Consider the following 24,435-nt stretch of genomic DNA (forward strand, 5'->3'; position numbering starts at 1 on the left):
GTCGCCAGGTTGTTTGGAACTCGCATCGCGCAAACCATCTTGGCCAGCGGTCTACCCGATCGCACTCAACAGGCCGGACATATGGATGCAAGCGATCCGATCTCACCAGAAAGCTCTTGTGCCACGGGGGCCGTCCACATATGGGTCCCGGCCTTCGCCGGGACGACGGAAAAATGTCCCCCGAACTCCACTTCATCCTGCTCCTCGTGCTGCGCATGGCGGTTGCGGCCGCGTTCGTGGTCTCAGCATCCATCATAACGGAGCGGTCGGGGCCGGTGATCGGTGCGCTGATCGCCACCTTGCCGATTTCGGCCGGGCCGTCCTACACCTTCCTCGCGCTCGACCATGACGCGGCCTTCATTGCTGAGGGCGCGCTGTCGAGCCTGCCGGTCAATGCGGCGACCATCTTCATGGGCCTCACCTACGCGGTGCTGGCGCAGCGCTTCAGCATGTGGATCAGCGCGGGAAGCGCGATCGCGTTGTGGCTCGTGCTCGGCACCATCATCCGTCAGTTCGCCTGGACGTTGGCCGGCGGTCTGATCCTCAATGCGATTGCGTTTGCGATCTGCATCCCGCTGCTGAAGCCCTATCGGCACGTTGCGAAAATGCCGCTGATCGCGCGGCGCTGGTACGACATTCCGCTGCGTGCCGCGCTGGTCGCGAGCCTGGTCGGCACCGTGGTCACCGCATCGACCTGGGTCGGTCCGCGCGTGACCGGCGTGATCGCGCTGTTTCCGATCGTGTTCTCCTCGATGATGCTGATCCTGCATCCGCGGATCGGCGGCCCTGCAACAGCCGCCGTGCTCGCCAACAGCGCCTGGGGCCTGCTCGGCTTCGGCCTAGGGATTGCCGTGCTGCATGTCGCCGTCGCGCAATTCGGCTCGGCCGTAGGCCTGAGCTGCGCGCTCGCCACCTGCATCGCGTGGAATTTGGTGCTGTGGCAGATCGGGCGGAGGAAGCGGTTAGCGCACAAAGCCTGACGTCCGTCATTGCGAGGAGCGCAGCGACGAAGCAATCCATGGTTCCGCGTCCGTGGAGCGATGGATTGCTTCGCTTCGCTCGCAATGACGGTGGAGAGTTTTGTAGCCCGGATGCAGCGCAACGCAATCCGGGGCCGGTCGTGCAATCGGCGACGGCGTTCCCGGATTTCGCTTCGCTGCATCCCGGCTACAGAACTATTGCTTCGGCAGCTTCGCCCGCAGCGCATACAGCGCATCCAGCGCCTCGCGCGGCGACATCTCGTCGGGATGCAGCGCCTTCAATGCCTCGACCAGCAACTCCGCCTCGCTCGGCGGCTTGTCCTCGGCGGCGGCGCGGGAGGGGACGGCGAACAGCGGCAGGTCATCGGCGAGCGCGCGCGCGGTCTGGCCGCGGTCCTGGGCTTCGAGCTTGGCCAGCACCGATTTGGCGCGCGTGATCACGGCGGGCGGCAGGCCGGCGAGCTTTGCGACCTGGATGCCGTAGGAGCGGTCGGCGGAGCCCGGCAGTACCTCGTGCAGGAACACGACATCGCCCTGCCATTCCTTGACCCGCACCGTGGCGTTGAACATCCGCGGCAGCTTGGCCGAGAGAGCCGTCAGCTCATGATAGTGGGTGGCAAACAGCGTGCGGCAGCGGTTGCTCTCATGCAGATGCTCGATCGCGGCCCAGGCGATCGAAAGGCCGTCGAAGGTCGCAGTGCCGCGGCCGATCTCGTCAAGGATGACCAGCGACCGCTCGCTCGCTTGATTCAAGATCACCGCGGTCTCGACCATCTCGACCATGAAGGTCGAGCGTCCCCGCGCCAGATCATCAGCTGCGCCGACGCGCGAGAACAGCCGGTCGACGATGCCGAGCCGCGCCCGCGAGGCCGGCACGTAGGAGCCGATCTGCGCCAGCAGCGCGATCAGCGCGTTCTGGCGCAGGAAGGTCGATTTACCGGCCATGTTCGGACCGGTGATCAGCCAGAGCTGGCCGGATTTCTGTGCCGGCGCCGGCGACAAATCGCAGGCATTGGCGATGAACGGCTGGCCATCGCGCCTCAGCGCCTGCTCGACCACAGGATGCCGCCCGCCCTCGATCGCAAAGCCGAGCGAGCCGTCGACATCGGGCCGCACGTAATTGTCGTCGATCGCAAGTTTCGCCAGCGAGGTCGCGACGTCGAGCATCGCAAAGGCATGTGCGGCGTTGCGCAGATCGTCGCTCGCCGCGAGCGCCATCGCGCTCAAGCGCTCGAAGATCTCGAGCTCGAGATTGAGCGCTCGCTCGCCGGCATTGGCGATCTTGGCCTCGATCTCGCCGAGCTCCGACGTGGTGAAGCGGACCTGTCCGGCCAGCGTCTGGCGATGGATGAAGGTCGCGTTCAGCGGCGGCGCGAACAGCTTGTCGCCGTGCTGCGCGGTGACCTCGACGAAATAGCCGAGCACGTTGTTGTGCCGGATCTTCAGCGTCTTGATGCCGGTGTCCTCGGCATAGCGCGCCTGCATCGCGGCAACGACGAGACGCGAGGCATCGCGCAGATTGCGGCTCTCGTCGAGCGCGGCTTCATAGCCCTCGCGCACGAAGCCGCCGTCGCGCTTGATCAGCGGCAGTTGCTCGGAAAGCGCGCGGGAAAATTCCTGCGCCAGATCGCGCGAGGGGCGCTGTAGCGCCGCCATCACCGTCGAAACCTCGGCCGGCGGATCGGCAAGCTGCGCCAGCAGCTCCAGCACCTGGTCGGCGGCCATGATGCCGTCGCGCAGGCTCGCGAGATCGCGTGGGCCGCCGCGGCCGACCGAGAGCCGCGCCAGCGCACGCGACATGTCGGGCGCCGCGCGCAGCACGGTGCGGATGTCCTCGCGCGCCGCGGAGTCCGCAACGAAGGCCGAGACCGCATCGAGCCGCCGCGCGATGACAGCGACATCTGTGAGCGGCGCGGCAAGGCGCTGCGCCAGGAGGCGCGAGCCCGCCGCGGTGACGGTGCAGTCGATCGCATCGAGCAGCGAGCCGCGGCGTTCGCCGGCGAGCGTGCGCGTCAGTTCCAGGTTGGCGCGGGTCGCCGGATCGATCGCCATCGTGGTGCCGGCGGCCTCGCGCGCCGGCGGCGACAGCGGCGGACGTTTGCCCACTTGAGTGCGGTCGATATAGGTGACGGCGGCGGCTGCGGCAGTCGCCTCCAGCCGCGACATTGCCGAGAGACCGTCCATCGTCGCGACGGCAAAGTAGTCGCACAGCCGCCGCTCGGCGGTGGCGCTGTCGAACACGTCGCGGGTCAGCGGCGTCACCGACGGCAGCTCGCGCAAGGTCGGCGCCAGCTCGTGGTCGCTGTAGAGCGCGTCGGTGACGATGGCCTCGTTCGGATTGATGCGCGCCAGCGTCGCCGCGAGCTCCGCGGTCGCGCATTCCGTCACCATGAATTCGGAGGTCGAGATGTCGATCCAGGCAAGACCAAGACGATCCGCGCCGGCCGATCCGCGCGCGCGTGCGATCGCGATCAAATAATTGTTGGTGCGGGCGTCGAGCAGCGTGTCTTCGGTCAGCGTGCCCGGCGTCACCAGCCGCACCACGCCGCGGCGGACCACGCTCTTGTTGCCGCGGGCCTTGGCCTCGGCGGGGTTCTCCGTCTGCTCGCACACCGCGACGCGGTGGCCGGCGCCGATCAGGCGATGCAGATAATCCTCGGAGCGCTCGACCGGCACGCCGCACATCGGGATGTCCATGCCCTGATGCTTGCCGCGCTTGGTCAGCACGATGCCGAGCGTCTTCGAGGCAATCTCGGCGTCCTCGAAGAACAGCTCGTAGAAATCGCCCATCCGGTAGAACAGCAACAGGCCGGGGTGGGCGGCCTTGATCTCCAGATACTGCTCCATCATCGGCGTGACGCGCGACGGCGCCTCGGCGGCAGGAGCGGGCTCGGGCGGAACGGGGATGGGCTGCTGAATGGTCATGAGGGGGCGGAAACTACAAAATTTCGTCGTGCGGTCCTATCCGCGAAGGCGGGGTTTTCCACCCTGTCCACGGTGCCATTATGTCAGCCCTCACGGTAACGCGTGCGGGGCGCGCAGCGGCGTCAATTGACCTGCTGCGGGCACGCTCCTAAAACTCCCCTCAAGTTCCAGCCGATCCAGCGCCTAAGTCGCGGCATTCAGGGAGAGATTCAATGCGTGATGTGTTCATTTGCGATGCCGTCCGGACCCCGATCGGCCGTTTCGGCGGTTCGCTCGCCAAGGTGCGCGCCGACGATCTCGCCGCCGCCCCGATCAAGGCGCTGATGGCCAAGCACCCGACGATCAATTGGAACGAGGTCGACGAGGTCTTTTTCGGCTGCGCCAACCAGGCCGGCGAAGACAACCGCAACGTCGCGCGCATGGCGCTGTTGCTCGCCGGCATGCCGGAGTCGGTTCCCGGCCAGACCCTGAACCGGCTCTGCGCCTCCGGCCTCGATGCGGTCGGCGCTGCGGGCCGCGCCATCCGTGCCGGCGAAATCGATTTCGCGATCGCGGGCGGTGTCGAATCGATGACGCGTGCGCCGTTCGTGATGGGCAAGGCCGCGGAAGCCTTCTCGCGCTCGTCCGAGATCTACGACACCACGATCGGCTGGCGCTTCATCAACCCGCTGATGAAGGCGCAGTACGGCGTCGACGCGATGCCGGAGACCGGCGAGAATGTCGCCGAGGAATTCCAGGTGTCGCGCGCCGATCAGGACGCGATGGCGATCCGCTCGCAGCAGCGCGCCGGTGCGGCGATCGCGTCGGGCTATTTCGCCGAAGAGATCATCCCGATCCAGGTGCACGGCGGCAAGGCCGGTCCCATCACCGTCGACAAGGACGAGCATCCGCGGCCCGAAACCACGCTCGAAGGTCTCGCCAAGCTGAAGCCGATCGTGCGCAATCCGGGCACGGTGACCGCGGGCAACGCTTCGGGCGTCAATGACGGCGCCGCCGCGATGATCCTCGCCTCCGAAGCCGCGGTGAAGAAGCACGGCCTGACCCCGCGTGCAAAAATCCTCGGCCTCGCCTCGGCCGCGGTGCCGCCGCGCATCATGGGCATCGGCCCGGTGCCGGCGACGAAGAAGCTGGTCGAGCGTCTCGGCATCAAGGTGTCGGACTTCGATCTGATCGAGCTCAACGAGGCCTTCGCCTCGCAGGGCATCGCCTGCCTGCGCCAGCTCGGCGTCAAGGAAGACGCCGATTTCGTCAATCCGCATGGCGGCGCGATTGCGCTCGGCCATCCGCTCGGCATGAGCGGCGCGCGGCTGGTTCTGACCGCCGTGCACGGCATGGAGAAGCGGGGTGGGAAGCTTGCCTTGGCAACTATGTGTGTCGGCGTCGGCCAGGGCGTTGCGGTCGCGATAGAAAAGATCAATTAAGCCAATGACTTGGAAGGGCTGAAAACAGCCCTTTCCCAATTTGGTTATGCACTATAATGATCTGATGTGAGCCCGCCGGGCGCGTGGGCCGCGGAGGAATTCGCCATGACCTTGTTGTACCCGCTGCAATCGCTTGCGGCCCATCCGGCGCGGTTGTCGCCGGACTATCGCTCCACCGTGAAGCGCTCGCCGCAAAAGCCGCTGATCCCGATGCGGCACACGCTCTCGGAATTGACCGGGCCGGTCTATGGTCATGAGACCGTGCGCGCGCACGACAACGATCTCACGATCCAGGCCAAGGGCGAGCCGCTCGGCGAACGCATCATCGTGCATGGCCATGTGCTCGACGAGGATGGCCGCGGCGTGCCGAACACGCTGGTCGAGCTGTGGCAGGCCAATGCCTGCGGCCGCTACATCCATGTCGTCGACCAGCATCCGGCTCCGCTCGATCCGAACTTTACCGGCGCAGGCCGGACGCAGAGCGATGACAAGGGCTACTACAAGTTCATCACCATCAAGCCCGGCGCCTATCCCTGGGGCAATCACCACAACGCCTGGCGGCCCGCACACATCCACTTCTCGGTGTTCGGGCATTCGTTCATCTCGCGCCTGGTGACGCAGATGTATTTCCCGGGCGATCCCTTGTTTCCGTTCGATCCGATCTTCAATTCGGTGACCGACGAGAAAGCGCGCGCGCGGATGATCTCGTCGTTCGATCTCGACAACACCAAGCCGGAATGGGCGCTGTGCTACCGCTTCGATATCGTGCTGCGCGGGCGCAACGCCACGCCGATGGAGACCAAGTAAGTGTCGAACCCGCGTCCTGATGGAATCACGCCCTCGCAGACCGTCGGCCCCTATTTCAAGTACGGCCTGACGCCGAACGGCGAGTATGAATGGAACGATGCCTTCACCAACAACCTCTTGACGCCTGACGTCTCGGGTGAACGCATCCGCGTCGAGGGCAAGGTCTATGACGGCGACGGCGCCGTGATCCCGGATTGCATGCTGGAGATTTGGCAGGTAGACAGCCAGGGCCGCTTCTCCGATCCGCAGGACCAGCGCGCGTTGCCGAACTCGAGCTTCAAGGGTTTTGGCCGCTGCGGCACCGACAAGAGCGGCGCCTACGCCTTCGACACCATCAAGCCCGGCGTGGTGCCGGACGCCGACGGCAAGCCGCAGGCGCCGCACATCGTGCTCGCGGTGTTCGCGCGCGGCATGCTGCTGCATCTCTACACCCGGATCTATTTCGACGACGAAGCCGGCAACGCCAGAGATTCCGTGCTCGCGCTGGTGCCGGCCGATCGCCGCGCCACGTTGATCGCGAAGAAGGCTGGCTCGGGCAACGCCTACACGTTCGACGTCCATCTGCAGGGCGACAACGAGACGGTGTTCTTCGACGTCTAGCCGCCGCGCGCCGTAAGCCGCGCGCAAATCCAGCATCGAGGGACCACCAAAATCCGCTGCGCGCCTTCGCCGCAGCGGATTTTGCTTGACCATGCGTGGTTGGTTATATAACATATAAGTTATATAAACGATATGAGATCAAGCATGGCCAACCTCGATGCTGCCTTCTCCGCGCTCGCCGACCCGACCCGTCGGGCGATCCTTGCGCGTCTCGCTTTGGGCGAGGCGACCGTGATGGAGCTGGTCGAGCCGTTCGACATGACCCAGCCCGCGATCTCCCGCCATCTCAAGGTGCTCGAGGGTGCCGGCCTGATCGTGCGGCGGATCGAGGGCACCAAGCGGCCGTGCCGGCTCGCACCGTCGGCCGTCGCCGAGATCGATCAGTGGCTCGGCATGCTGCGCCGCGCGCTGGAAACCAATTACGACCGGCTGGACGGAGTGCTGGCCGCCATGAAGCCTGAGAAGTGAAGGGTATCCCCATGAGCAAGTTGACGCTGAAGACCGAAGGCGACCGCTACATCGTTGTCACTAGGCGCTTCGTCGCGTCGCCCGAAGCGGTGTATCGCGCGCATACCGAGCCGGAGCTGCTCCAGAAGTGGCTGCTCGGTCCCGAAGGCTGGACCATGCCGGTCTGCATCAGCGAGCTCAGGCCCGGCGGCAAGATCCGTTACGAATGGACCGACGGCAAGGGCGGCGGCTTTCATCTGACCGGCGAATATGTCGAGCTCGACCCGTTCAGCCGCATCGTGCATGTCGAGCGCATGCATCTGCCCGATCCGACGCCGGACAATCATGTCGAGACGCGGTTCGCGCCCGACGGCAGCGGTACATTGATGACCATGCGGATGACGCTGCCGAATGCGGAGACGCGCGCCGCGATGCTCGCGACCGGCATGGAGCACGGCATGGAAGATAGCTATGCTCGGCTCGACCGCATGAGCTGAGCACTGCCGATGTGAGGGACAATGCGCGACCGTTTCCTGACCGGTCTGATTGGATATCCGATCGCGCATTCAGCGGCGCCTGCGATGCACGAGCAGGCCGCTGCTGCGCTCGGCGTCCATTGTCACTACCAGCTCATCGAAGTTAAGGGTGCCGGGCGCGACGACCTGCGCGCAATGCTGGACGGCGTCAGGCGGCTCGGCTTTGCCGGCGTCAACGTCACCTTTCCCTACAAGGAAGCGGTCATCGATCTCATCGATGACCTCGCGCCGGATGCGCGTGCGATCGGCGCCGTCAATACCATCGTCGTCGATGGCGCGCGGCTGGTCGGGCACAATACCGATGCGACCGGCTTCGCGCGCGCGATCGAACCGCTGCTTGCCGCTTCGCCGCGCGGGCCGATCGCGCTGATCGGGGCCGGCGGTGTCGGCAAGGCGATCGCCTTCGCGCTCGCCGGTTTCGGCGTCGGCGAATTGCGCATCTTCGATGCGGATGCGGCAAAGGCCGCGCAACTTGCCGGTCAGTTGCAGGACCGCCACGCGGTTCACGCCGCCAGCGTCGAGATCGCGGTGGAAGCCGCCGCCGGCCTCGTCAACGCAACCCCGGTCGGCATGTTGCCGAGCCGCGAGACACCGGTTCCGGACGCGCTGCTGCATTCCTCGATGTGGGTCGCCGACGCCGCCTACACCCCGCTATGGACGCCGCTGCTGACCACAGCCAAGGCCAGGGGCGCAAACGTGCTGACCGGACGCGACCTCGCAATCAACGCGTCGGCCGACGCGTTCAAGCTGTTCACCGGACTGACGCCGCCGCATGACGCGATGGCAAATGCGTTCGACGCCGTGATGGCCGCGCGCTACGCGCCGCCGGCCACCTGAAACGCGGCCATCCGCTTCGAGATGGCGTCGAGGAACAGCCGCACCCGCGTCGGCATCTGGCGCCCTTGCGCGAACAATGCGCAGACCGGCGCGGGATCGCTGCGCCACTCCGGCAGCACCTGCACCAGGCGTCCGGATGCGAGATCGGGCGCGACATCGACCCAACTCTTCATGATCAGGCCGGCGCCGTCGACGGCCCAGTCATGCGCGACTTCGCCATTGTCGCAGCGCAGCCGCGACGACACCTCGATCTCGGCGGCGCGACCATCGCCGTGCACCAGCCGCCACCGCGCCTGCGCACCCCTGTTGTAGAGCAGGCAATCATGCTGCGTGAGATCCTCGGGCGAGGCGGGGGCGCCGCGTCGCGTGACATAGCCCGGTGAGGCCGCGATGATGCGGTGATTGTCGATCAGCTTGCGCATGATCAGGTCGGAGTCGCGCGGCATGCCGATGCGGATCACGACGTCGATGCGCTCGTCGATCAGTTCGACGAGGCGGTCCGTCAGCATCAGTTCGACCGACATCTTCGGATAGGTCAGCGCGAGATCGCGGCAGACCGGGCTGACATGGGCGCGGCCGAGCGCGACCGTCGCGCTGACCCGCAGCACGCCCTGTGGCTCGACGCGGCCGTGCGCCAGCGCGGCCTCCGCTTCATCGACCTCGGCAAGGATGCGTTGCGCCCGGTCGAACAGCCTTTGTCCCTCATCGGTGAGCGCGAGATGGCGGGTGCTGCGCACGATCAGGCTGGTGTCGGTCCGCCTCTCCAGTGTCGCAAGCCGCTTGCTGACGACGCTGAGCGCGATGCCCATCTCGCGACCGGCTGCGGACAGGCTGCCCGTCGTGACGATCTTGGCGAAGGTCCGAAGCTCGGTGATATCGTCCAGCACGGATTGTTTCCAATAAGTAGATAATATCTCCAATATCGGCATGATAATACTCAAATCGGAAAGTAGCTAGGTTGATCTCCATCAACAAGGAGATCAGCCATGGCCCACTCTTCCTTCACCCATCTGAGCCGCCGCGAGACCCTCCAGGCCGTCACCGCCGCCGGCGCGCTCGCGGCCGCGGGGCTCAGTGCCACAACCCAGCGCGCCAACGCCGCTTCCCATACCCAGACCTCGTCCGACACCGGCGGCTTCTGGCCCAACGGTGCGCGTCTCGCGGTCAGCCTGTCGCTGATGTTCGAGGGCGGCGGTCAACCGATCTCCGGCGCCGGCGGCGTCATTCCCGATCCGATCGAGAAGGGGGTCCCCGATCTGCCGACCAACGCGTTCTTCGCCTACGGCCATTACGAAGGCATCCCGCGCCTGCTCGATCTGATGGACAAGCACGACATCAAGCTCTCGTCCTTCATGATCGGCAAGGCGGTCGAAACCTCGCCCGACATTGCAAGGGAGATCGTGCGCCGTGGCCACGAGGCGGCCGCGCATGGCCGGATCTGGAGCAACTCGTATCAGCTGCCGAAGGATCAGGAGAAGCGCTTCATCGCCGACAGCGTCGAGACGATTCAGAAGATCACGGGGCAAACGCCGATCGGCTGGAACGCGTACTGGATGCGCAACTCGGTCCACATCCTGGAGACACTGCAGGATCTCGGCTTCCTCTATCACATCGATGAGCCGAGCCATGACGAGCCGTTCATCGTGCCGGTGCGCGGCAAGGATTTCGTCACCGTGCCCTACACGATGCACATGAATGACATCGTCTCGTTCCCGTTCCAGGGCTGGAATCCGGCGGCCTATGAGCAGGCGCTGAAGGACGAGTTCGACCAGCTCTATGAAGAGGGCGCGAAGCGGCGGCGGATGATGGTGATCAGCCTGCACGATCGCATCTCCGGCCATGCCGGCCGGGCGCGGGTGCTCGATCGCTTCCTGTCTTACGCCAAGAGCAAGGGCGATGTCTGGTTCGCGCGCAAGGACGAGATCGCCCGTTACGCGCTGGCCAACCGCGCCAACACGCCGGTGATCCAGCGCGGCGCGCCCGGCGTGACCGGCCTGCCCGGGCCGACGGCCTGATCGCGGGAGGCATCGATGCTCGACCACGTCACCCTGCGCACCAGCGATCTGGAAGGCACCCGTGCCTTCCTCGAGAATCTCCTCGATGTGAAGCCGGGCTATCGCCCCGGCTTCGCGTTCCCCGGCTATTGGCTCTATGCCGACGGCGAGCCGGTGGTGCATCTGATCCCCGGCGAGGGCGTGCGTAACGATCCGCGCGGCGAAACCATCGACCATGTCGGCTTTCGCCTCGAGGGCTACGACGCCTACCGCCGCAAGATCGAAGCGCTTGCCATTCCCTATTCCACCATGGACCTGCCGGAGCTCGGCGAGCGCCGGTTGTTTGTCCGCTCGCCAACGGGCATCCTGCTCGAACTGGTGTTCCGCGAGCGCGCGGCCGCAACGAGGAGCAACGACAATGCGTAATGTCCTGGCCGCCACAGCCTTTGCCATCGGCGTACTGCTCGCAGCGCCCGCACGCGCCGACGCGGTGAAGATCGGCGATCTCGTCGTCGCCACAACCGTTCCGGCGGCCGAGCGTGATGCGACCGTTGCCGCGGCGAAGGCGTTCTACCAGTTCTGGAACAGCGGCGACGAGGCCGTGCTGAAGGCCGCGATAGCGGATAATTTCGTCGATCACACCCTGCCGGCCGGCCGCCCGCAGGGACCGCAAGGGCCGGCCTTCGCCTCGAAGAATTTCCGGGCCGCCGTGCCGGACCTCTCGGTTGAAGTGGTCAAGATGATCGTGGCCGACGATTACGTCACCGTGCACATGCAGTTCCGCGGGCATTTCACCGGCAGCTTCGGCGCGACCAAGGGCGGCGGCCAGGCGATCGATTTCATCGCCACCGATCTGCTCAAGGTCGCCGGCGGCCGCGTCACCGACAATTGGCACATCGAGGACAATCTGACCCTGCTCTCCAAGATGGGCGTCGCCAAGCTCGCGCAATGATCCACCCGGCGGCGACGCTTTTCTGCCACTGGGTGCATCGACCGGGCACGCCGCTCCGTTATGATAGGTGCCCCTGTCCCCGCGACTTCAGAGGCATCCTCCATGGCGAAAATCAGGATCGGTCTGGCCGGCTGCGGCTTCGTGTCTGAGCTGCATATGGTTGCCTACCGGCGGGTCTACGGCGTCGATGTCGAGGTGAGGGCGGTCGCGGCGCGCGGCGATCATGTGGTCGAGTTCGCGCGCAAGCACGCAATCCCGAACGCCTATCGTAGCTTCGCCGAGCTGATCGCCGACCGCGAACTCGACGTGATCGACATCTGCACGCCGCCGAACCTTCACGCCACGATGATCGTCGACGCCATGCAGGCCGGCAAGCATGTGATCTGCGAGAAGCCCTTCAGCGGCTATTTCGGGCGGCCCGGCGACAAGGCGCCGATCGGCAGGCATGTCCCGAAAGCGCTGATGTACCAGCGCGTGATGGAGGAGATGGAGACGACGCGCGCCGCGATCGCGAAAACCGGCAAACTCTTCATGTATGCCGAGGACTGGATCTATGCGCCAGCGGTGACCAAGACCGCGGAGATCGTCCGCGCGACAGGCGACAAGATCCTGTTCATGAAGGGCGAGGAGAGCCATTCCGGCTCGCATGCCGCGCACGCCGCGCAATGGGCGATGACCGGCGGCGGCTCGCTGATCCGGATGGGCTGCCATCCGCTGTCGGCCGTGCTCTATCTCAAGCAGGTCGAGGCCAAGGCCCGCGGCGAGACCATCAATGTCGCGAGCGTCACCTGCGACGTCGGCAACGTCACCGCCGGCCTCAAGCCGGAGGAGCGCGGCTACATCAAGGCCAATCCGGTCGATGTCGAGGATTGGGGCACGCTGACCGCAACTTTCTCCGACGGTACCAAGGCGACGGTGTTCTCCGGCGACATGATCATGGGTGGCGTCCGCAACCTGATCGAGACCTACACAAGCGGTGGCTCATTGTTCGCCAACATCACGCCGAACACGCATCTGACGAGTTACCAGACATCAGAGGAGAAGCTCGCGAGCGTCTACATCACCGAGAAGGTCGATCGCAAAACCGGCTGGCAATATGTCTGCCTCGAGGAGGAATGGACCCGCGGCTACTTGCAGGAGATCCAGGATTTCATGGAGTGTGTCGCGACCGGCCGGCAGCCGCTCGCCGACCTCGCGCTGGCGTATGAGACGACCAGGGTGAATTACGCCGGCTATTGGGCGGCGGATGAGGGGCGGCGGGTGGTGCTGTAGAAAATTCGTTGCGTGATCGGCTAGGCGCACAGACTACGGCGCAATCGTCCTTGTGTTAGACGCGTCTGTTCCAGACCCGTCATCCTGAGGTGCGAGCCTCTTCGGCGAGCCTCGAAGGATGAACGGCCAACAGCGGGGCCGCGCATCCTTCGAGGCTCGCTCCGCTCGCACCTCAGGATGACGGGGATGGTTCCCGATCAGCCGTAGCAGTCGGCTAAGCCCCGTACACCGATCCTTTCGGCAGCGGGAACACCGGGTCTTGTGTACGAATGTTGGTCGGCCACACCACGGTGATGCGCTCGCCGGCGTTCTGCATCACCACCGGCGTCGAGCGTTCGTTCTGGCCGGACATCGGTGTGCCCGGCGGATAGAATTTCACGCCATAGCCCTGGATGGTGCCGCCCGGCGGGATGTCGACGTCGAGCGCGGCCTTGCGGATGGCTTCGGGATCGAAGCCGCCATATTTCTCCTTGGCGACCGGCAGCACGTTGTTGAGCAGGACCCAGGTCTGGTTGAAGCCCATCGAGCAATGCGGCGGCACCTCGGTCGCGCTGGTCTTCTCGCGGAAGCGCGCGACCATGGTCTTGGTGAGGTCGCCGACCCCCGGCGCCAGCTTGGCGGGATCGAGCAGCTGCGCCGGCACCGGGTCGATGTTGCAGAAATTGTCGATGTCGGCGCCGAACGTCGTCCGCAGCTTGTCGAGCTGGCTGTAGCCGGCGCCGGCGCCGAACAGCATCTTGAACTTCAGGCCGCTCTCGCGCGCCTGGCGCAGGAACAGCGTGATGTCGGGATTGTAGCCAGCATGCGAGATGATGTCGGCCTTGGCGCGCTTCAGCTTGGTCACCAGCACCGACAGGTCGGGCGCGGAGGCCGAATAGCCTTCCTTGAGCACGACCTGCAACCCGGCTTCCTTCGCGAACATCTCGTCGGCGGCGGCGACGCCGACGCCGTAGGGGCCGTCCTCGTGGATCAGCGCGACCTTGACGTCCTTCGGCTCCATGCCGAGCCTGGCCTTGGCGTGCTCGCCGAGGAAGCCGCCGAAGGCCTGGCCGTATTGATCGGAATGGATCTGCGCGCGGAACACGTATTGCAGATTCTTGTCCTTGAACACGGCGGTCGAGACCGCGGTCGTGATCCACAGGATCCGCTTCTGCTGCTCGACCTTGGCGGCGAGCGGGACCGCATGCGAGCTCGCGAACACGCCGTTGAGGATGTCGACCTTCTCCTGGTCGATTAGGCGATTGGCCTCGTTGATCGCGACATCAGGCTTGCTCTGGGAATCGACGTTGACCGGCGCAATCTTGTATTTGCCGCCGACGCCGCCCTTCTCGTTGACGAGATCGATCGCGATCTGGGTGCCGATCGAGGAGGCGACCGAGCCGCCGGCGGCAAACGGTCCGGTCAGGTCGTAGATCACACCGATCCGGACCGTCTCGGCCTGCGCCTGCGCGCGTGTCCAATCGAAGCTGAAAGCAGCGGCGGCAGCCGCTGAAGTCTTCAGCAGCGTCCTGCGTGAAGTCGGCATCGCGTCCTCCCCTGAAACCGTCATTTGCGACGGGTATTTCTTGCTTTTCGCGGAGTATTGGGAGCAGGCGACGGAATGTCAACGCGGCTTGCGGGTGCGGCGTCTTGCGCTTTGGTCGATGTCGGCCACATCAACGCTGTCGTCGCCCGGCTTGACCGGGCGACCCAGTATTCCAGAGGCCGCGGTGCTTGAGCCGATAAGCCGCGGCGTACTGGATCGCCCGGTCAAGCCGGGCGATGACATCGAAAGAGTTGTCCGGCAGCATGCTCGGAGCGCAGCGACGCCGCAGCCTACTCCATCACCGCGGCATGATCCGGCGGCGCCGATTGCGCGCGAAGTGCGGCCTTGGTCGAGCCGATCATCAGCGCGAGCGGGATCGAGACCAGGATGAACAGCATCACCAGCTGATAGTCATGCGAGAACGCGATGATCTGCGACTGCGCCGCCACCATCCGGTCGGCCATGGCGCGGCCGGCGTCGGTGTTGAGGTTGATCATGCCGGATACGTCGGGCATTTGCAGCGCGTGGTTGAACGGGTTGATCTGCTCCGACAGCTTTGCGTAGATCCGCCGCCCGCCTTCCGTGAGCTGCGCGATCACGATCGAGATGCCGATCGAGCTTGCGACGTTGCGGAACAGCGTCAGCATCGAGGTGCCGTCGGTGCGCAGATGGTTGGGCAGCGTCAGGAACGCCACCGTCGACAGCGGCACGAACACGAGGCCGAAGCCAAAGCCCTGGATCACGCTGACGACGATGATCTCGTTCGCCTGCGTCATGTCGGTCCAGCCGGTCATCCGGAACAGCGACGCCGCGGTCAGCCCGAGGCCCGAGATGATCAGCGTGCGCGCCTCGATATAGCGCATCAGGCGGCCGACCAGCATCATCGCGACGAAGGTGCCGAAGCCGCGGCTCGCCAGCAGGAGGCCTGCGGTAATGATCGGATAGCCGACCACGTTTTGCAGATAGGGTGATGACAGCGCCATGGTCGAATACAGCACGAGGCCCATCACGGTCATGAACACGCAGCCGCCGAGGAAATTCCTGTCCTTGAACAGCGCGAACTGGATGAACGGCCGGCTGGTGGTCAGCGAATGGGCGAAGAAATAGTAGAAGCCGACGGCCGAGACGATGAATTCGATCATGATCTCGTTGGATTCCAGCCAGCCGAGCTGCTCGCCGCGGTCGAGCGCGAGCTGTAGCGAGCCGATCGCGATCGCGAGCGCGCCGAAGCCGAACCAGTCGAAGCGCAGATTGAGGTCCTGCTTGGTCTCGTCCATGAAGATGATCAGGCCGAGCACGGTGAAGAACCCGAATGGCAGATTGACGAAGAACACCCAGTGCCAGGAATAGGTCTCGGTCAGCCAGGCCCCCAATGATGGTCCCATGATCGGACCCATCATCACGCCCATGCCCCAGATCGACATCGCCTTGGCGCGCTCGTGCAGCGCGTAGGAGTCGAGCATCACGGCCTGCGACAGCGGCACCAGCGCGGCGCCGAACACGCCCTGCAACAGGCGGAACAGCACCATCTGGTTGATGTCCTGCGCGAGGCCGCAGAACACCGAGGCGATGGTGAAGCCGGCCGAGCAGATGATGAATATCCGCTTGCGGCCGAAGCGGTTGGCGATCCAGCCCACCGGCGCGGTCATGATCGCAGCTGCGACGATGTAGGAGGTCAGCACCCAGTTGATCTGGTCCTGCGAGGCCGACAGCGAGCCCTGCATATAGGGCAGCGCGACGTTGGCGATCGTGGTGTCGAGCGCCTGCATGATCGTCGCGGTCATCGCGCAGATCGTCACCATGTTCCGGCGCATGCCGGGAACGGCGGATGGTGACGGTGCATTCATTCAGTTCAGTCCTGTTCGAGCGATGAAGTCACTTCCCCCTTAAAGCGGGAGAGGGAGCGCATTGTCTCTGCGGTCGATGATCGACCGCTCATCCTACTCGTGGTCCGGATGCGCGGAGGCTGAGCCCAGCCCGAGCAGGCCGGCCAGCGTGCGGCGGTGGTTGGTGTCGATCGTCGCGTAGACACTCATGCCGGCCTTCAGCTTCTTCACGAACGGGTCGTTCTCGTCGAAGTAGATGCGAACGGGTACGCGCTGCACCACCTTCACGAAGTTGCCGGTGGCGTTCTGCGGCGGCAAGATCGCGAACTGCGCGCCGGTGCCGGGCGAGAGCGAGCCGACCTTGCCCTTGAACTCGTGGTTCGGGAACGCGTCGACGTCGAGCGCCACCGGCTGGCCGACCGCGACATAGGTGAAGTCGCTTTCCTTCGGATTGGCATCGACCCAGGGATGGTCGACGTCGATCACCGAGAACACCGGCGCGCCCGCGGTGACGAAGCGGCCGAGCTGGATCTGGTCGACCTGGGTCGCGACGCCGTCCATCGGCGCGCGCAGCACGGTGTGATCGAGATTGCGCTGGGCGTCGTCGAGCTTGGCCTTGGCCTGGGCGTAGGGCGGGAACCGCTCGATCGGCAGCTCGACATCGCCGAGCAGCTGCGTCTTGTCCTTGGAGATCTGCTGCTTGATGTATTGCGCCAGGCTCTCGGCGGTCACTTGCGCGTTCGCCGCGTTGTCGAGGTCGAGCTGCGAGCCGAAATTCTGCTTGGCGAGCGTCGACTTGCGATCGACGTCGCGCTTCTTCAATTCGATGCTCTGCTGGGCGAATTCGAGCATCCTGGTGTTGATCTTGATGTTGTCGACCAGATTGTCATAGGCGGTCCTGGTCTGGTCGAGCGCCGCCCTGGCCTGGTCGACCGCAAGGCGGAACGGCACCGGGTCGATCTCGAACAGCTCGTCGCCCTTCCTGACGTGCTGGCCTTCCTTCACGACAATCTTGTCGATCTTGCCGGAGATTTCCGGCGTGATCAGCACCTTCTGCGCGCCGACATAGGCGTCGTCGGTGCCGACATAACGGCCGCCATTGAGATAGAACACGATGCCGCCGATCGCAGCCACGGTCGGCAGCACGACGAGCAGCAGCGTGCGGCGATAGCGCCGCAGGCCTGCCATCAGGCGACGGCGCGGCGCGCGGCTGGCCTTGCCTGCCGGCGCTGATACACCCGGATTGCTCTTCTGCTCGGGAGCCAGCTTGAGGACGGGTTCAGCCATAGCGCTGTTCCTTTCGGGAGGGCTCGCCGGCTGGGCTTTGGATGGCATTGCGAACGTTTTCCTTGATCGATTCCAATTGAGTGAGCAGGCGATGCGCGTCAGCGGGGCTGATGCCCTCGAGCGCGGTCGCAGTAAGTTCGGAGCGGAGGCCTGCAAGCTTCCCGAGCAGCGGGCGTGCGGCCTTCTTCAGGTAAAGACGGTTGACCCGGCGGTCGTTCTCGTCGCTACGGCGTTCGATCCAGCCATTGTCGCAGAGCTTGTCGATCAGCCGCGTCAGCGTGATGGGTTGCACCTCGAGCAACTCGGCGAGCTCGGTCTGCTTCAGCCCTTCCTGACGTTCCACCTTGGACAGCACGGCCCATTGCGCGCGGGTGATGCCGTAACGTGCGGCCTCCTTGTCGGCATAGACCCGGATCAGCCGGAACACTTCGCCCAGCGTAAACAAGAAATCCGTGTCCACGGAACCGCGCATCGATCCAACCTCCATAAGCTTGCGATATAATAAGCTTGCTTACTAATTCTGCATGCCGGGTTAACGGGAGGCTGCCCCGCATTGCAGGCATGGCTGCAAGGCGGCGAGCGCCTGGGCGCGGTAATTGGATTTGGGCCGGGCTATGGGAACGAGCGCGAAAATGCTACATATCGAGGCAATGAGCCTGGCCAAGCCGACATTTCCTGCCCCCGACCACGATCACGGCCGCTGTGCCGCGGACGCGATGGCGCATGCCGAGCAGGTTTGCGCGCGCCGTGGCCAGAAATTCACCCCGATCCGCCGTCAGGTGCTGCAGGCGCTGCTGTCGAGCCATCGTCCGCTCGGCGCCTATGAGGTGATCGACGAGCTGGCCAAGACGATGCCGCGACCGGCACCGATTACCGTCTATCGCGCGCTCGACTTCCTGATGGAGAACGGCCTCGTCCACCGCATCGAGAGCCGCAACGCCTTCCTGGCCTGCGCGCACGACCATGACGAGACCTCGATGGTGGCGTTTTTGATCTGCGATCATTGCGGCTCGGTCGGCGAGATCCCCGCCGCACCCGTCGCGCAAAGCCTGACCGCCGCGGCGCGGGCCTCGGGGTTCATCCCAAAGCTCTCCGTGGTCGAGATCGCCGGCACCTGCGCGCACTGCCAGAAATGATTGAGCGCGGCCAAAGTCCTCACCGCGGTGTCGTCCCTGCGAAAGCAGGGACCCATAACCACCGTCCTCAATTGTTAAACGACGCTGGAACGACAAGTCTCGTCCACGACACCGGCCGCGGCGTATGGGTCCCTGCTTTCGCAGGGACGACGTAGTCCGCCTAACAACAACACGGCACCAAGCCGGCCCGCGAGGAAACATGCCGACCCAAGCGATCTCCGCCAGCATCACGAGGCCCGTCAGCGTCGGTCACGGGCTGCCGCCCGGCGCCATTGCCGTGATGCTGATGCTGTGCGTGAGCTGGGGCTTCAACCAGCTTGCGGTGAAGCTCGCGCTGCCCGACGTGCCGCCGATGTTGCAGGCGATGATCCGCTCCGCCGGCGCGCTGCCGGTGATGCTGATCGTCGGCTGGGCGCGCGGCGTGAAATTCTTCGAACGCGACGGCACGCTCGTGCCCGGCCTCGTCGCTGGATTGATGTTCGGGGTCGAGTTCGTGCTGATCTTCACCGGGCTCGTCTTCACCTCGGCCTCGCGCGCCTCGGTCTTCCTCTACACCGCGCCGTTCTTCGTCGCGCTCGGCTCGCACCAGTTCCTCGGCGAGCGTCTCTCGACCGTGCAGTGGAGCGGGCTCGCGCTGAGCTTTGCCGGCGTTGCGCTCGCGATCGGCGTGCCGCAGCCGAATGTCGATGCCAAGGTGCTGCTCGGCGATCTCCTGGTGGTCGGCGGCGGCGTGCTGTGGGCCGCGACCACGCTGGTCGCCAAGGGCACCAATCTGCGCAAGGCCGCGCCGGAAAAGGCGCTCGGCTATCAGGCCGCGGTGTCGGTTCCGATCCTCGGCTTCGCCTCCTGGATCGCGGGCGAGCAGATCACGCACATGCCGAGCGCGCTGTCGATCTCGCTGCTCGCCTATCAGGCGGTCTGGGTGGTGGGCTGCACCTTCGTGATCTGGTTTGCGATGGTGAAGACCTATTCGGCGAGCAGGCTGTCGGCCTTCACCTTCGTCACGCCGCTGTTCGGCGTGGTCGCGGCCTATTTCATCATGCACGACACGCTGACGGCGGTGTTCGGCGTCGCCGCGCTGTTCGTGATCGCAGGCCTCTATCTCGTCAACAAGCCCGACCCGAAGGTGACGCCGGATCCGAACGTTCCGGCGTGAGGGTTGCTGCGACGGCGCCGCAGCGCGATCGCATCACCGGTGTCGACCGTCGCAAGATGAAGCTTCTTGCTCCGGTATTGACTTACATCAACACTGGCACCGATATTCCGTGAACCCTCCCATGCGAGGGATGCCGTGGAGGCAACTCATGCCAATCGATGCCACCGATGCAATCGAAGCCGGAATCCGGTCCGCGTTCACCGCATATTCCAGAGAGGATGATCCGGACTGGCGGAGCTCGTGCTGGATCAAGCCGGATGAGTGCTCCCATTTGGCAAGGAGCATCTTGAAGGAATTGGCGGCTCGAGGATTTGAGATCGTCAAGAAGCCGGCTTGAACGCGCTCACTCTGGCAGCCCCACATATTCGGTGTCGTCCTGGCGAAAGCCGGGACCCATTACCCCAAATCTCACTTGTTGCGCGCCACTGGGGCTACAATCCCGTTCATCGCCAAATGCGGTGGTTTTGGGTCCCGGCTTTCGCCAGGACGACGTGGAGAGAGAGGTGCGCCGCCCGCTAACCCGTCTCGATCGGCAGCTCCGCATCCTTCGCCCATTCGCCCATCGAGCCGTCATAGAGCGTGAGATTGTCGTAGCCGAGCCGATGCAGCTGGAACAGGTCGATGGTCGCGGAGATGCCGCCTCCGCAATAGGCGACGACGCGCTTGTCCTTGGTGATGCCCTGGGCGGCGAAGGTTGCTTCGGCCTCCTCGAGCGGCACGAACGTCTTGTCCTTCGGATCGATCAAGCTTGCCGCCGGCACGCTGACGCTGCCGGGGATGCGACCGGCCCTGCCGTAACGGCTCGGCTCCAATCCCCTATAGAATTGCGGGCCGAGCGCGTTGACGATGACGGTGTCGCTCTCCGTGGTCGCGGCGAGCACGTCATGCTTGCCGACGAACATGCCGTCCTTCGGCCGTGCCGGAAACGCAGCCTGCGGATAGCCGCCGGCAAGTCCGGTCTCGATGTCGCGTCCCTCGGCGGTCCATTTGTCGATGCCGCCGTCGAGCACCGCGGCGCCCTCGAAGCCGAGCGAGCGCAGCATCCACCAGAACCGCGTCGCCCACATCGCGGTCCCGATCGAATAGAGCACCACGCGGCTGCCGGCTGAGATGCCGTGGCGGCCGAACGCGGCCTCGAGCTGGGCTGTCGGCGGCATCATGAAGCGCAGCTCGGTGCGGGGATCGGAGAATTCGGCCTGCAAATCGAGGAAATTCGCGCCCGGAATATGCCCGGCCTCGAACGTCTGGCGGCCCGAGACGACAACATAGGGAATGTTGCTGCCGGCGGGGGCCGGCTCCAGATAGGTGGTGCAGTCGAACAGCCGCAGCTCGGGCCGGGTCAGGATCTCGGCGAGTTCCGCCGTGGTGATCAGCTCGCTATGGCCGGCCATTTCTGGTCCCTCCCGGTGCGCGTTTAACAGGATGCTAAGATGCGCCGAGTCACATGAAAAGCTGTCACTTTGCCCTTTGATTCACCCCAATTCGGCCCAATATAGCTGACCATGCAGGACGCCGCTGCATGGCTTGCCTTTGGCCTCAATCGGCGCCATAAGCTGTTGAATTCACTTCGAAACATCACCGTTTGGCCCGCCCCGCGCGCGGCCCATCGCCCCCTTGGTGAATGTCACCAAAACCTGATATTCGAGACGCCATGAACAAGCCCGAGATTTTGCCGCAAGACGACGTCGCCGGCCCCGCGCCGCGGCACCACACCACGCAGGTCATGGTCGGCAACGTCGCCGTCGGCGGCGGCGCACCGATCGTCGTGCAGTCGATGACCAACACCGACACCGCCGACATCGATGGCACCATCGCCCAGGTTGCCGCGCTCTCCCGCGCCGGCTCCGAGATGGTGCGCATCACCGTCGACCGCGAGGAAGCCGCAGCCGCGGTGCCGCACATCCGTGACGGCCTGCGCAAGCGCGGCATCACCACGCCGCTGATCGGCGACTTCCATTACATCGGCCACAAGCTGCTCGCCGAGTATCCGGCCTGCGCCGAGGCGCTCGACAAGTACCGCATCAATCCGGGCAATGTCGGCTTCAAGAACAAGCGCGACACCCAGTTCGCCGACATCATCGAGATCGCGAACAAGAACAACAAGCCGGTGCGCATCGGCGCCAATTGGGGCTCGCTCGACCAGGAGCTGCTCACCAAGCTGATGGACGAGAACACGGCGTCTGCGAATCCGCGCGATGCCCGCGCGGTGACGCGCGAGGCGATGGTGCAGTCGGCTTTGCTGTCGGCGGCCCGCGCCCAAGAGCTCGGCATGCCCAAGAACAAGATCATTCTGTCGGCGAAGGTTTCCGCCGTGCAGGACCTGATCGCGGTCTATCAGGAAGTCGTGCGCCGCTCGGATTACGCGATCCATCTCGGCCTCACCGAAGCCGGCATGGGCTCGAAGGGCATCGTGGCCTCTTCGGCCGCGCTCGGCATCCTGCTGCAGCAGGGCATCGGCGACACCATCCGCATCTCGCTGACGCCGGAGCCCGGCGGCGATCGCACGCTGGAGGTGCAGGTCGCGCAGGAATTGCTGCAGACCATGGGCTTCCGCACCTTCGTGCCGCTGGTTGCGGCTTGTCCGGGTTGCGGCCGCACCACCTCGACCACGTTCCAGGAGCTGGCGCGCTCGATCCAGGATTTCATCCGCGACGAGATGCCGGCCTGGAAGACCAAGTATCCGGGTGTCGAACAGCTCAACGTTGCGGTCATGGGCTGCATCGTCAACGGCCCCGGCGAATCCAAGCATGCCAATATCGGCATCTCGCTGCCCGGCACCGGCGAAGCGCCGGCTGCGCCCGTGTTCGTCGACGGCAAGAAGTTCCGCACCCTGCGCGGTCCGGGCATCGCCGCCGACTTCAAGGCACTGGTGATCGACTATATCGACCAGAAGTACGGCGCCGGCGCCAAGGTGCCGGAGACGGCGGGCGCCGCGGAGTAGTTTCACTCCAATCGTGCCCCCGTCGTCCCTGCCTAGTGCGCAATTGCGCACGGGAGCAGGGACCCATAACCACAGGCCGTGGTTGTGGCGCGAGTTGGGGTTACGAGCCTTCGCAAAACCCAATCCTGTGGTTATGGGTCCCGGATCGGCGCTCCGCTTCGCTGCGCTTGTCCGGGACGACGGGTATGTTTGCGGCGCGGATTGCGCTTCGCTGCATCCGGGCTACCATGCTCCCAAACAAGAACCATCGGGAGAACGCCCATGAGCTCGCTGTCCGGCAAGCAAGGCCCGCGCTATCGCCACCTCGCCGATCAATCCGAGCCCTATGAGACCATCGGCGTCGAGAAGCTGACGCCGATCATCGGTGCGGAAATCTCCGGCGTCGATATCGGCAAATTGGTTGGCGACGATGCGCGCTCCAACCGCCAGATGGACGAGATCCATCGCGCACTCGCCGAAAATCTCGTCATCTTCTTCCGCGACCAGCATATCAGCCCCGACCAGCACCTCGCCTTCGGCCGCAAGTTCGGCGAGCTGCATGTGCACCCCGCTGCGCCCAACGAGGGCGATCCGGCGTTGATGAAGATCTATGCCGACAAGGATTCACCGCGCGCCAATGGCGAAGGCTGGCACACCGACGTGTCCTGCGATCTCGAGCCGCCGATGGGCTCGATCCTCTACATCAAGCAGTGCCCGCCGCGCGGCGGCGACACGCTGTTCGCCAACATGTATGCGGCCTATGAGGCGCTGTCGGACCGCATGAAGGCCTATCTCGACGGGCTGACCGCGCTGCATGACGGCGAGCAGACCTATCGTGGCCTGTATGCCAATTATGGCGTCGCCGACAAGCGGGAGTATCCGCGCGCCGAGCATCCGATCGTCCGCACCCATCCGGTGACGGGGAAGAAATCGCTCTACGTCAATCGCGGCTTCACCCGCTTCATCGTCGGCATCCCGCGCGACGAGAGCGATGCCATGCTGGCCTACCTGTACCAGCATGCCGAGAACCCGCTGTTCCAGTGCCGCTTCCGCTGGACCGAGAACGCCATCGCGTTCTGGGACAACCGCTGCGCCCAGCACCGCGCGATGTGGGATTACTGGCCGCACACCCGCTCCGGCACCCGTGTCACGGTGAAGGGTGAACGGCCGGTGTGAGGACAGCGCTGGCCTGATGCTATCGCGCGCCGGCCGCGGCTGAAGCCCAAAGCGATGCGGTTAACAGGGGTAATCCTTGCGGGTCATAGTATCCGTGAGCCGCTGAGCCCTATGATGCCGCATCATGATAGGCGATATCACCATGCGGCAGGTGATACTGGACGCGCGCAGAGATGAGAGCATCGTCATTCGCGTCGACGGGAATTCAACTTGTGAAAGTGCCGGCCCGCGCGCCAAATCGGATCAAGCGCGATTTGCTCCGGGGACGATGCGGCGGGCGGATCCGCTTTGGTTCGCAGCGACCCTCGCGCTGACGTGTCTTTCGGATACGCCGGCTTGCGGCGGCGCGCACGCGCAGTCTCATGGCATCGCCGGCAATACCCTGCAACTTGCGCAAGCCAAGACGAACCCTGCGGGTGACGCCGGTCCAGCGGCAGAACAACCGCAAAGCGCGGAGGCGCTCGCCCGCGAACTCGCGACAGCGCGGCGGGATATCGAACTGCTGCGGGGCCTGCTGACCAGGGCACGCGATCTCTATGCGAAGGCTGAGGCCGGTGAATCAAGGAGGCAAGGCGCGATTCAAGGCGCTGCTTTGGTCGAATGATCTTTGCAGCAAGAGCGAACGCGCCGACGGGATG

At 64.9% G+C, this 24,435-nt stretch carries 23 protein-coding genes; 16 read left to right on the top strand and 7 right to left on the bottom strand.

Annotated features, from left to right (window positions below; translation table 11 throughout):
• Positions 1–173: 173 nt before the first annotated feature.
• Positions 174–980 carry a hypothetical protein gene (locus tag FNJ47_RS15140; protein ID WP_163154343.1) on the top strand — a complete coding sequence of 269 codons (807 nt, stop codon included), beginning with the start codon at positions 174–176 and terminating at the stop codon, positions 978–980.
• A gap of 195 nt (positions 981–1,175) precedes the next feature.
• Here the strand turns inward: FNJ47_RS15140 and mutS are convergent, their stop codons facing one another.
• On the bottom strand, positions 1,176–3,905 hold the full coding sequence (gene mutS / locus FNJ47_RS15145) for a DNA mismatch repair protein MutS (RefSeq protein ID WP_163154345.1): 2,730 nt from the start codon (positions 3,903–3,905) through the stop codon (positions 1,176–1,178).
• A 212-nt stretch (positions 3,906–4,117) separates the two neighbouring features.
• Between mutS and pcaF the strand changes: the two genes are divergently transcribed.
• The 6 genes from pcaF to FNJ47_RS15175 all read left to right on the top strand — a co-directional run bounded on the left by pcaF (position 4,118) and on the right by FNJ47_RS15175 (position 8,553).
• Positions 4,118–5,326: a 3-oxoadipyl-CoA thiolase gene (gene pcaF, locus FNJ47_RS15150; RefSeq protein WP_163154346.1), complete on the top strand. Its 1,209-nt coding sequence runs from the start codon at positions 4,118–4,120 to the stop codon at positions 5,324–5,326.
• A gap of 105 nt (positions 5,327–5,431) precedes the next feature.
• The gene (gene pcaH, locus FNJ47_RS15155; protein WP_163154348.1) at positions 5,432–6,133 is read left to right on the top strand and encodes a protocatechuate 3,4-dioxygenase subunit beta; all 702 of its coding nucleotides are present in this window, start codon (positions 5,432–5,434) and stop codon (positions 6,131–6,133) included.
• On the top strand, positions 6,134–6,733 hold the full coding sequence (gene pcaG, locus FNJ47_RS15160; protein ID WP_163154350.1) for a protocatechuate 3,4-dioxygenase subunit alpha: 600 nt from the start codon (positions 6,134–6,136) through the stop codon (positions 6,731–6,733).
• A 144-nt stretch (positions 6,734–6,877) separates the two neighbouring features.
• On the top strand, positions 6,878–7,201 hold the full coding sequence (locus FNJ47_RS15165) for an ArsR/SmtB family transcription factor (RefSeq protein ID WP_163154352.1): 324 nt from the start codon (positions 6,878–6,880) through the stop codon (positions 7,199–7,201).
• 11 nt (positions 7,202–7,212) lie between these two features.
• Positions 7,213–7,677, top strand: a complete 465-nt coding sequence (locus tag FNJ47_RS15170; protein WP_163154354.1) for an SRPBCC domain-containing protein — start codon at positions 7,213–7,215, stop codon at positions 7,675–7,677.
• A 21-nt stretch (positions 7,678–7,698) separates the two neighbouring features.
• On the top strand, positions 7,699–8,553 hold the full coding sequence (locus FNJ47_RS15175; protein WP_163154357.1) for a shikimate dehydrogenase: 855 nt from the start codon (positions 7,699–7,701) through the stop codon (positions 8,551–8,553).
• Here FNJ47_RS15175 and FNJ47_RS15180 read toward each other — a convergent pair.
• Positions 8,532–9,440 (bottom strand): LysR substrate-binding domain-containing protein, encoded by a 909-nt coding sequence (locus FNJ47_RS15180; RefSeq protein ID WP_163154359.1) that lies wholly within the window; start codon positions 9,438–9,440, stop codon positions 8,532–8,534. The genes FNJ47_RS15175 and FNJ47_RS15180 overlap by 22 nt on opposite strands.
• 99 nt (positions 9,441–9,539) lie before the next feature.
• Here FNJ47_RS15180 and FNJ47_RS15185 point away from each other — a divergent pair, with 99 nt between their 5' ends.
• The 4 genes from FNJ47_RS15185 (at position 9,540) to FNJ47_RS15200 (ending at position 12,771) form a co-directional block, all read left to right on the top strand.
• Positions 9,540–10,568 carry a polysaccharide deacetylase family protein gene (locus FNJ47_RS15185; protein WP_163154368.1) on the top strand — a complete coding sequence of 343 codons (1,029 nt, stop codon included), beginning with the start codon at positions 9,540–9,542 and terminating at the stop codon, positions 10,566–10,568.
• A 15-nt stretch (positions 10,569–10,583) separates the two neighbouring features.
• Positions 10,584–10,973, top strand: coding sequence for a VOC family protein (locus FNJ47_RS15190; RefSeq protein ID WP_163154370.1), 390 nt, complete (start codon positions 10,584–10,586; stop codon positions 10,971–10,973).
• Complete coding sequence (locus tag FNJ47_RS15195) at positions 10,966–11,499, top strand: ester cyclase (RefSeq protein WP_163154372.1); 534 nt, start codon at positions 10,966–10,968, stop codon at positions 11,497–11,499. The genes FNJ47_RS15190 and FNJ47_RS15195 overlap by 8 nt, the downstream gene beginning before the upstream one ends.
• 102 nt (positions 11,500–11,601) lie before the next feature.
• Positions 11,602–12,771, top strand: coding sequence for a Gfo/Idh/MocA family protein (locus FNJ47_RS15200; protein WP_163154374.1), 1,170 nt, complete (start codon positions 11,602–11,604; stop codon positions 12,769–12,771).
• A 214-nt stretch (positions 12,772–12,985) separates the two neighbouring features.
• Here the strand turns inward: FNJ47_RS15200 and FNJ47_RS15205 are convergent, their stop codons facing one another.
• From FNJ47_RS15205 to FNJ47_RS15220, 4 genes are all read right to left on the bottom strand, one after another.
• Entirely contained in the window at positions 12,986–14,296 is a 1,311-nt protein-coding gene (locus FNJ47_RS15205) for an ABC transporter substrate-binding protein (protein ID WP_163154376.1), read from the bottom strand.
• Positions 14,297–14,586: 290 nt separating this feature from the next.
• On the bottom strand, positions 14,587–16,143 hold the full coding sequence (locus FNJ47_RS15210) for an MDR family MFS transporter (protein ID WP_163154377.1): 1,557 nt from the start codon (positions 16,141–16,143) through the stop codon (positions 14,587–14,589).
• A gap of 93 nt (positions 16,144–16,236) precedes the next feature.
• Positions 16,237–17,409, bottom strand: a complete 1,173-nt coding sequence (locus tag FNJ47_RS15215) for an HlyD family secretion protein (RefSeq protein ID WP_163154379.1) — start codon at positions 17,407–17,409, stop codon at positions 16,237–16,239.
• Positions 17,402–17,881, bottom strand: a complete 480-nt coding sequence (locus FNJ47_RS15220) for a MarR family winged helix-turn-helix transcriptional regulator (protein ID WP_163154381.1) — start codon at positions 17,879–17,881, stop codon at positions 17,402–17,404. The genes FNJ47_RS15215 and FNJ47_RS15220 overlap by 8 nt, the downstream gene beginning before the upstream one ends.
• Before the next feature lie 178 nt (positions 17,882–18,059).
• Here FNJ47_RS15220 and FNJ47_RS15225 point away from each other — a divergent pair, with 178 nt between their 5' ends.
• Together FNJ47_RS15225 and FNJ47_RS15230 are read left to right on the top strand one after the other, a co-directional pair.
• Positions 18,060–18,545 (top strand): Fur family transcriptional regulator, encoded by a 486-nt coding sequence (locus tag FNJ47_RS15225; RefSeq protein WP_028338147.1) that lies wholly within the window; start codon positions 18,060–18,062, stop codon positions 18,543–18,545.
• A gap of 199 nt (positions 18,546–18,744) precedes the next feature.
• Positions 18,745–19,701, top strand: a complete 957-nt coding sequence (locus tag FNJ47_RS15230; protein ID WP_165445698.1) for a DMT family transporter — start codon at positions 18,745–18,747, stop codon at positions 19,699–19,701.
• 515 nt (positions 19,702–20,216) lie between these two features.
• Here the strand turns inward: FNJ47_RS15230 and FNJ47_RS15240 are convergent.
• Positions 20,217–21,092 carry a sulfurtransferase gene (locus FNJ47_RS15240; protein ID WP_163154385.1) on the bottom strand — a complete coding sequence of 292 codons (876 nt, stop codon included), beginning with the start codon at positions 21,090–21,092 and terminating at the stop codon, positions 20,217–20,219.
• Positions 21,093–21,352: 260 nt separating this feature from the next.
• Between FNJ47_RS15240 and ispG the strand changes: the two genes are divergently transcribed.
• The 3 genes from ispG to FNJ47_RS15255 all read left to right on the top strand — a co-directional run bounded on the left by ispG (position 21,353) and on the right by FNJ47_RS15255 (position 24,401).
• The gene (gene ispG / locus FNJ47_RS15245) at positions 21,353–22,642 is read left to right on the top strand and encodes a flavodoxin-dependent (E)-4-hydroxy-3-methylbut-2-enyl-diphosphate synthase (RefSeq protein WP_163154387.1); all 1,290 of its coding nucleotides are present in this window, start codon (positions 21,353–21,355) and stop codon (positions 22,640–22,642) included.
• Between the two features lie 261 nt (positions 22,643–22,903).
• Positions 22,904–23,797, top strand: coding sequence for a TauD/TfdA dioxygenase family protein (locus FNJ47_RS15250; protein WP_163154389.1), 894 nt, complete (start codon positions 22,904–22,906; stop codon positions 23,795–23,797).
• A gap of 124 nt (positions 23,798–23,921) precedes the next feature.
• Positions 23,922–24,401: a hypothetical protein gene (locus FNJ47_RS15255; RefSeq protein WP_163154391.1), complete on the top strand. Its 480-nt coding sequence runs from the start codon at positions 23,922–23,924 to the stop codon at positions 24,399–24,401.
• Positions 24,402–24,435: the final 34 nt, after the last annotated feature.

Origin of the sequence: Bradyrhizobium uaiense, from assembly GCF_010811875.1 — a bacterium.
GTDB lineage: Bacteria > Pseudomonadota > Alphaproteobacteria > Rhizobiales > Xanthobacteraceae > Bradyrhizobium > Bradyrhizobium uaiense.

What these genes read in the sequence shown, in the direction of transcription:
- FNJ47_RS15205 (WP_163154376.1), bottom strand. Translation starts at nt 14,296, where the DNA reads ATGCCGACTTCACGCAGGACGCTGCTGAAGACTTCAGCGGCTGCCGCC.
- FNJ47_RS15225 (WP_028338147.1), top strand. Translation starts at nt 18,060, where the DNA reads ATGAGCCTGGCCAAGCCGACATTTCCTGCCCCCGACCACGATCACGGC.
- FNJ47_RS15230 (WP_165445698.1), top strand. Translation starts at nt 18,745, where the DNA reads ATGCCGACCCAAGCGATCTCCGCCAGCATCACGAGGCCCGTCAGCGTC.
- FNJ47_RS15250 (WP_163154389.1), top strand. Translation starts at nt 22,904, where the DNA reads ATGAGCTCGCTGTCCGGCAAGCAAGGCCCGCGCTATCGCCACCTCGCC.
- FNJ47_RS15220 (WP_163154381.1), bottom strand. Translation starts at nt 17,881, where the DNA reads ATGCGCGGTTCCGTGGACACGGATTTCTTGTTTACGCTGGGCGAAGTG.
- ispG (WP_163154387.1), top strand. Translation starts at nt 21,353, where the DNA reads ATGAACAAGCCCGAGATTTTGCCGCAAGACGACGTCGCCGGCCCCGCG.
- FNJ47_RS15215 (WP_163154379.1), bottom strand. Translation starts at nt 17,409, where the DNA reads ATGGCTGAACCCGTCCTCAAGCTGGCTCCCGAGCAGAAGAGCAATCCG.
- FNJ47_RS15170 (WP_163154354.1), top strand. Translation starts at nt 7,213, where the DNA reads ATGAGCAAGTTGACGCTGAAGACCGAAGGCGACCGCTACATCGTTGTC.
- FNJ47_RS15255 (WP_163154391.1), top strand. Translation starts at nt 23,922, where the DNA reads ATGATAGGCGATATCACCATGCGGCAGGTGATACTGGACGCGCGCAGA.
- pcaH (WP_163154348.1), top strand. Translation starts at nt 5,432, where the DNA reads ATGACCTTGTTGTACCCGCTGCAATCGCTTGCGGCCCATCCGGCGCGG.
- FNJ47_RS15240 (WP_163154385.1), bottom strand. Translation starts at nt 21,092, where the DNA reads ATGGCCGGCCATAGCGAGCTGATCACCACGGCGGAACTCGCCGAGATC.
- FNJ47_RS15185 (WP_163154368.1), top strand. Translation starts at nt 9,540, where the DNA reads ATGGCCCACTCTTCCTTCACCCATCTGAGCCGCCGCGAGACCCTCCAG.
- FNJ47_RS15175 (WP_163154357.1), top strand. Translation starts at nt 7,699, where the DNA reads ATGCGCGACCGTTTCCTGACCGGTCTGATTGGATATCCGATCGCGCAT.
- FNJ47_RS15190 (WP_163154370.1), top strand. Translation starts at nt 10,584, where the DNA reads ATGCTCGACCACGTCACCCTGCGCACCAGCGATCTGGAAGGCACCCGT.
- FNJ47_RS15210 (WP_163154377.1), bottom strand. Translation starts at nt 16,143, where the DNA reads ATGAATGCACCGTCACCATCCGCCGTTCCCGGCATGCGCCGGAACATG.
- FNJ47_RS15200 (WP_163154374.1), top strand. Translation starts at nt 11,602, where the DNA reads ATGGCGAAAATCAGGATCGGTCTGGCCGGCTGCGGCTTCGTGTCTGAG.
- FNJ47_RS15140 (WP_163154343.1), top strand. Translation starts at nt 174, where the DNA reads ATGTCCCCCGAACTCCACTTCATCCTGCTCCTCGTGCTGCGCATGGCG.
- pcaF (WP_163154346.1), top strand. Translation starts at nt 4,118, where the DNA reads ATGCGTGATGTGTTCATTTGCGATGCCGTCCGGACCCCGATCGGCCGT.
- FNJ47_RS15165 (WP_163154352.1), top strand. Translation starts at nt 6,878, where the DNA reads ATGGCCAACCTCGATGCTGCCTTCTCCGCGCTCGCCGACCCGACCCGT.
- FNJ47_RS15195 (WP_163154372.1), top strand. Translation starts at nt 10,966, where the DNA reads ATGCGTAATGTCCTGGCCGCCACAGCCTTTGCCATCGGCGTACTGCTC.
- mutS (WP_163154345.1), bottom strand. Translation starts at nt 3,905, where the DNA reads ATGACCATTCAGCAGCCCATCCCCGTTCCGCCCGAGCCCGCTCCTGCC.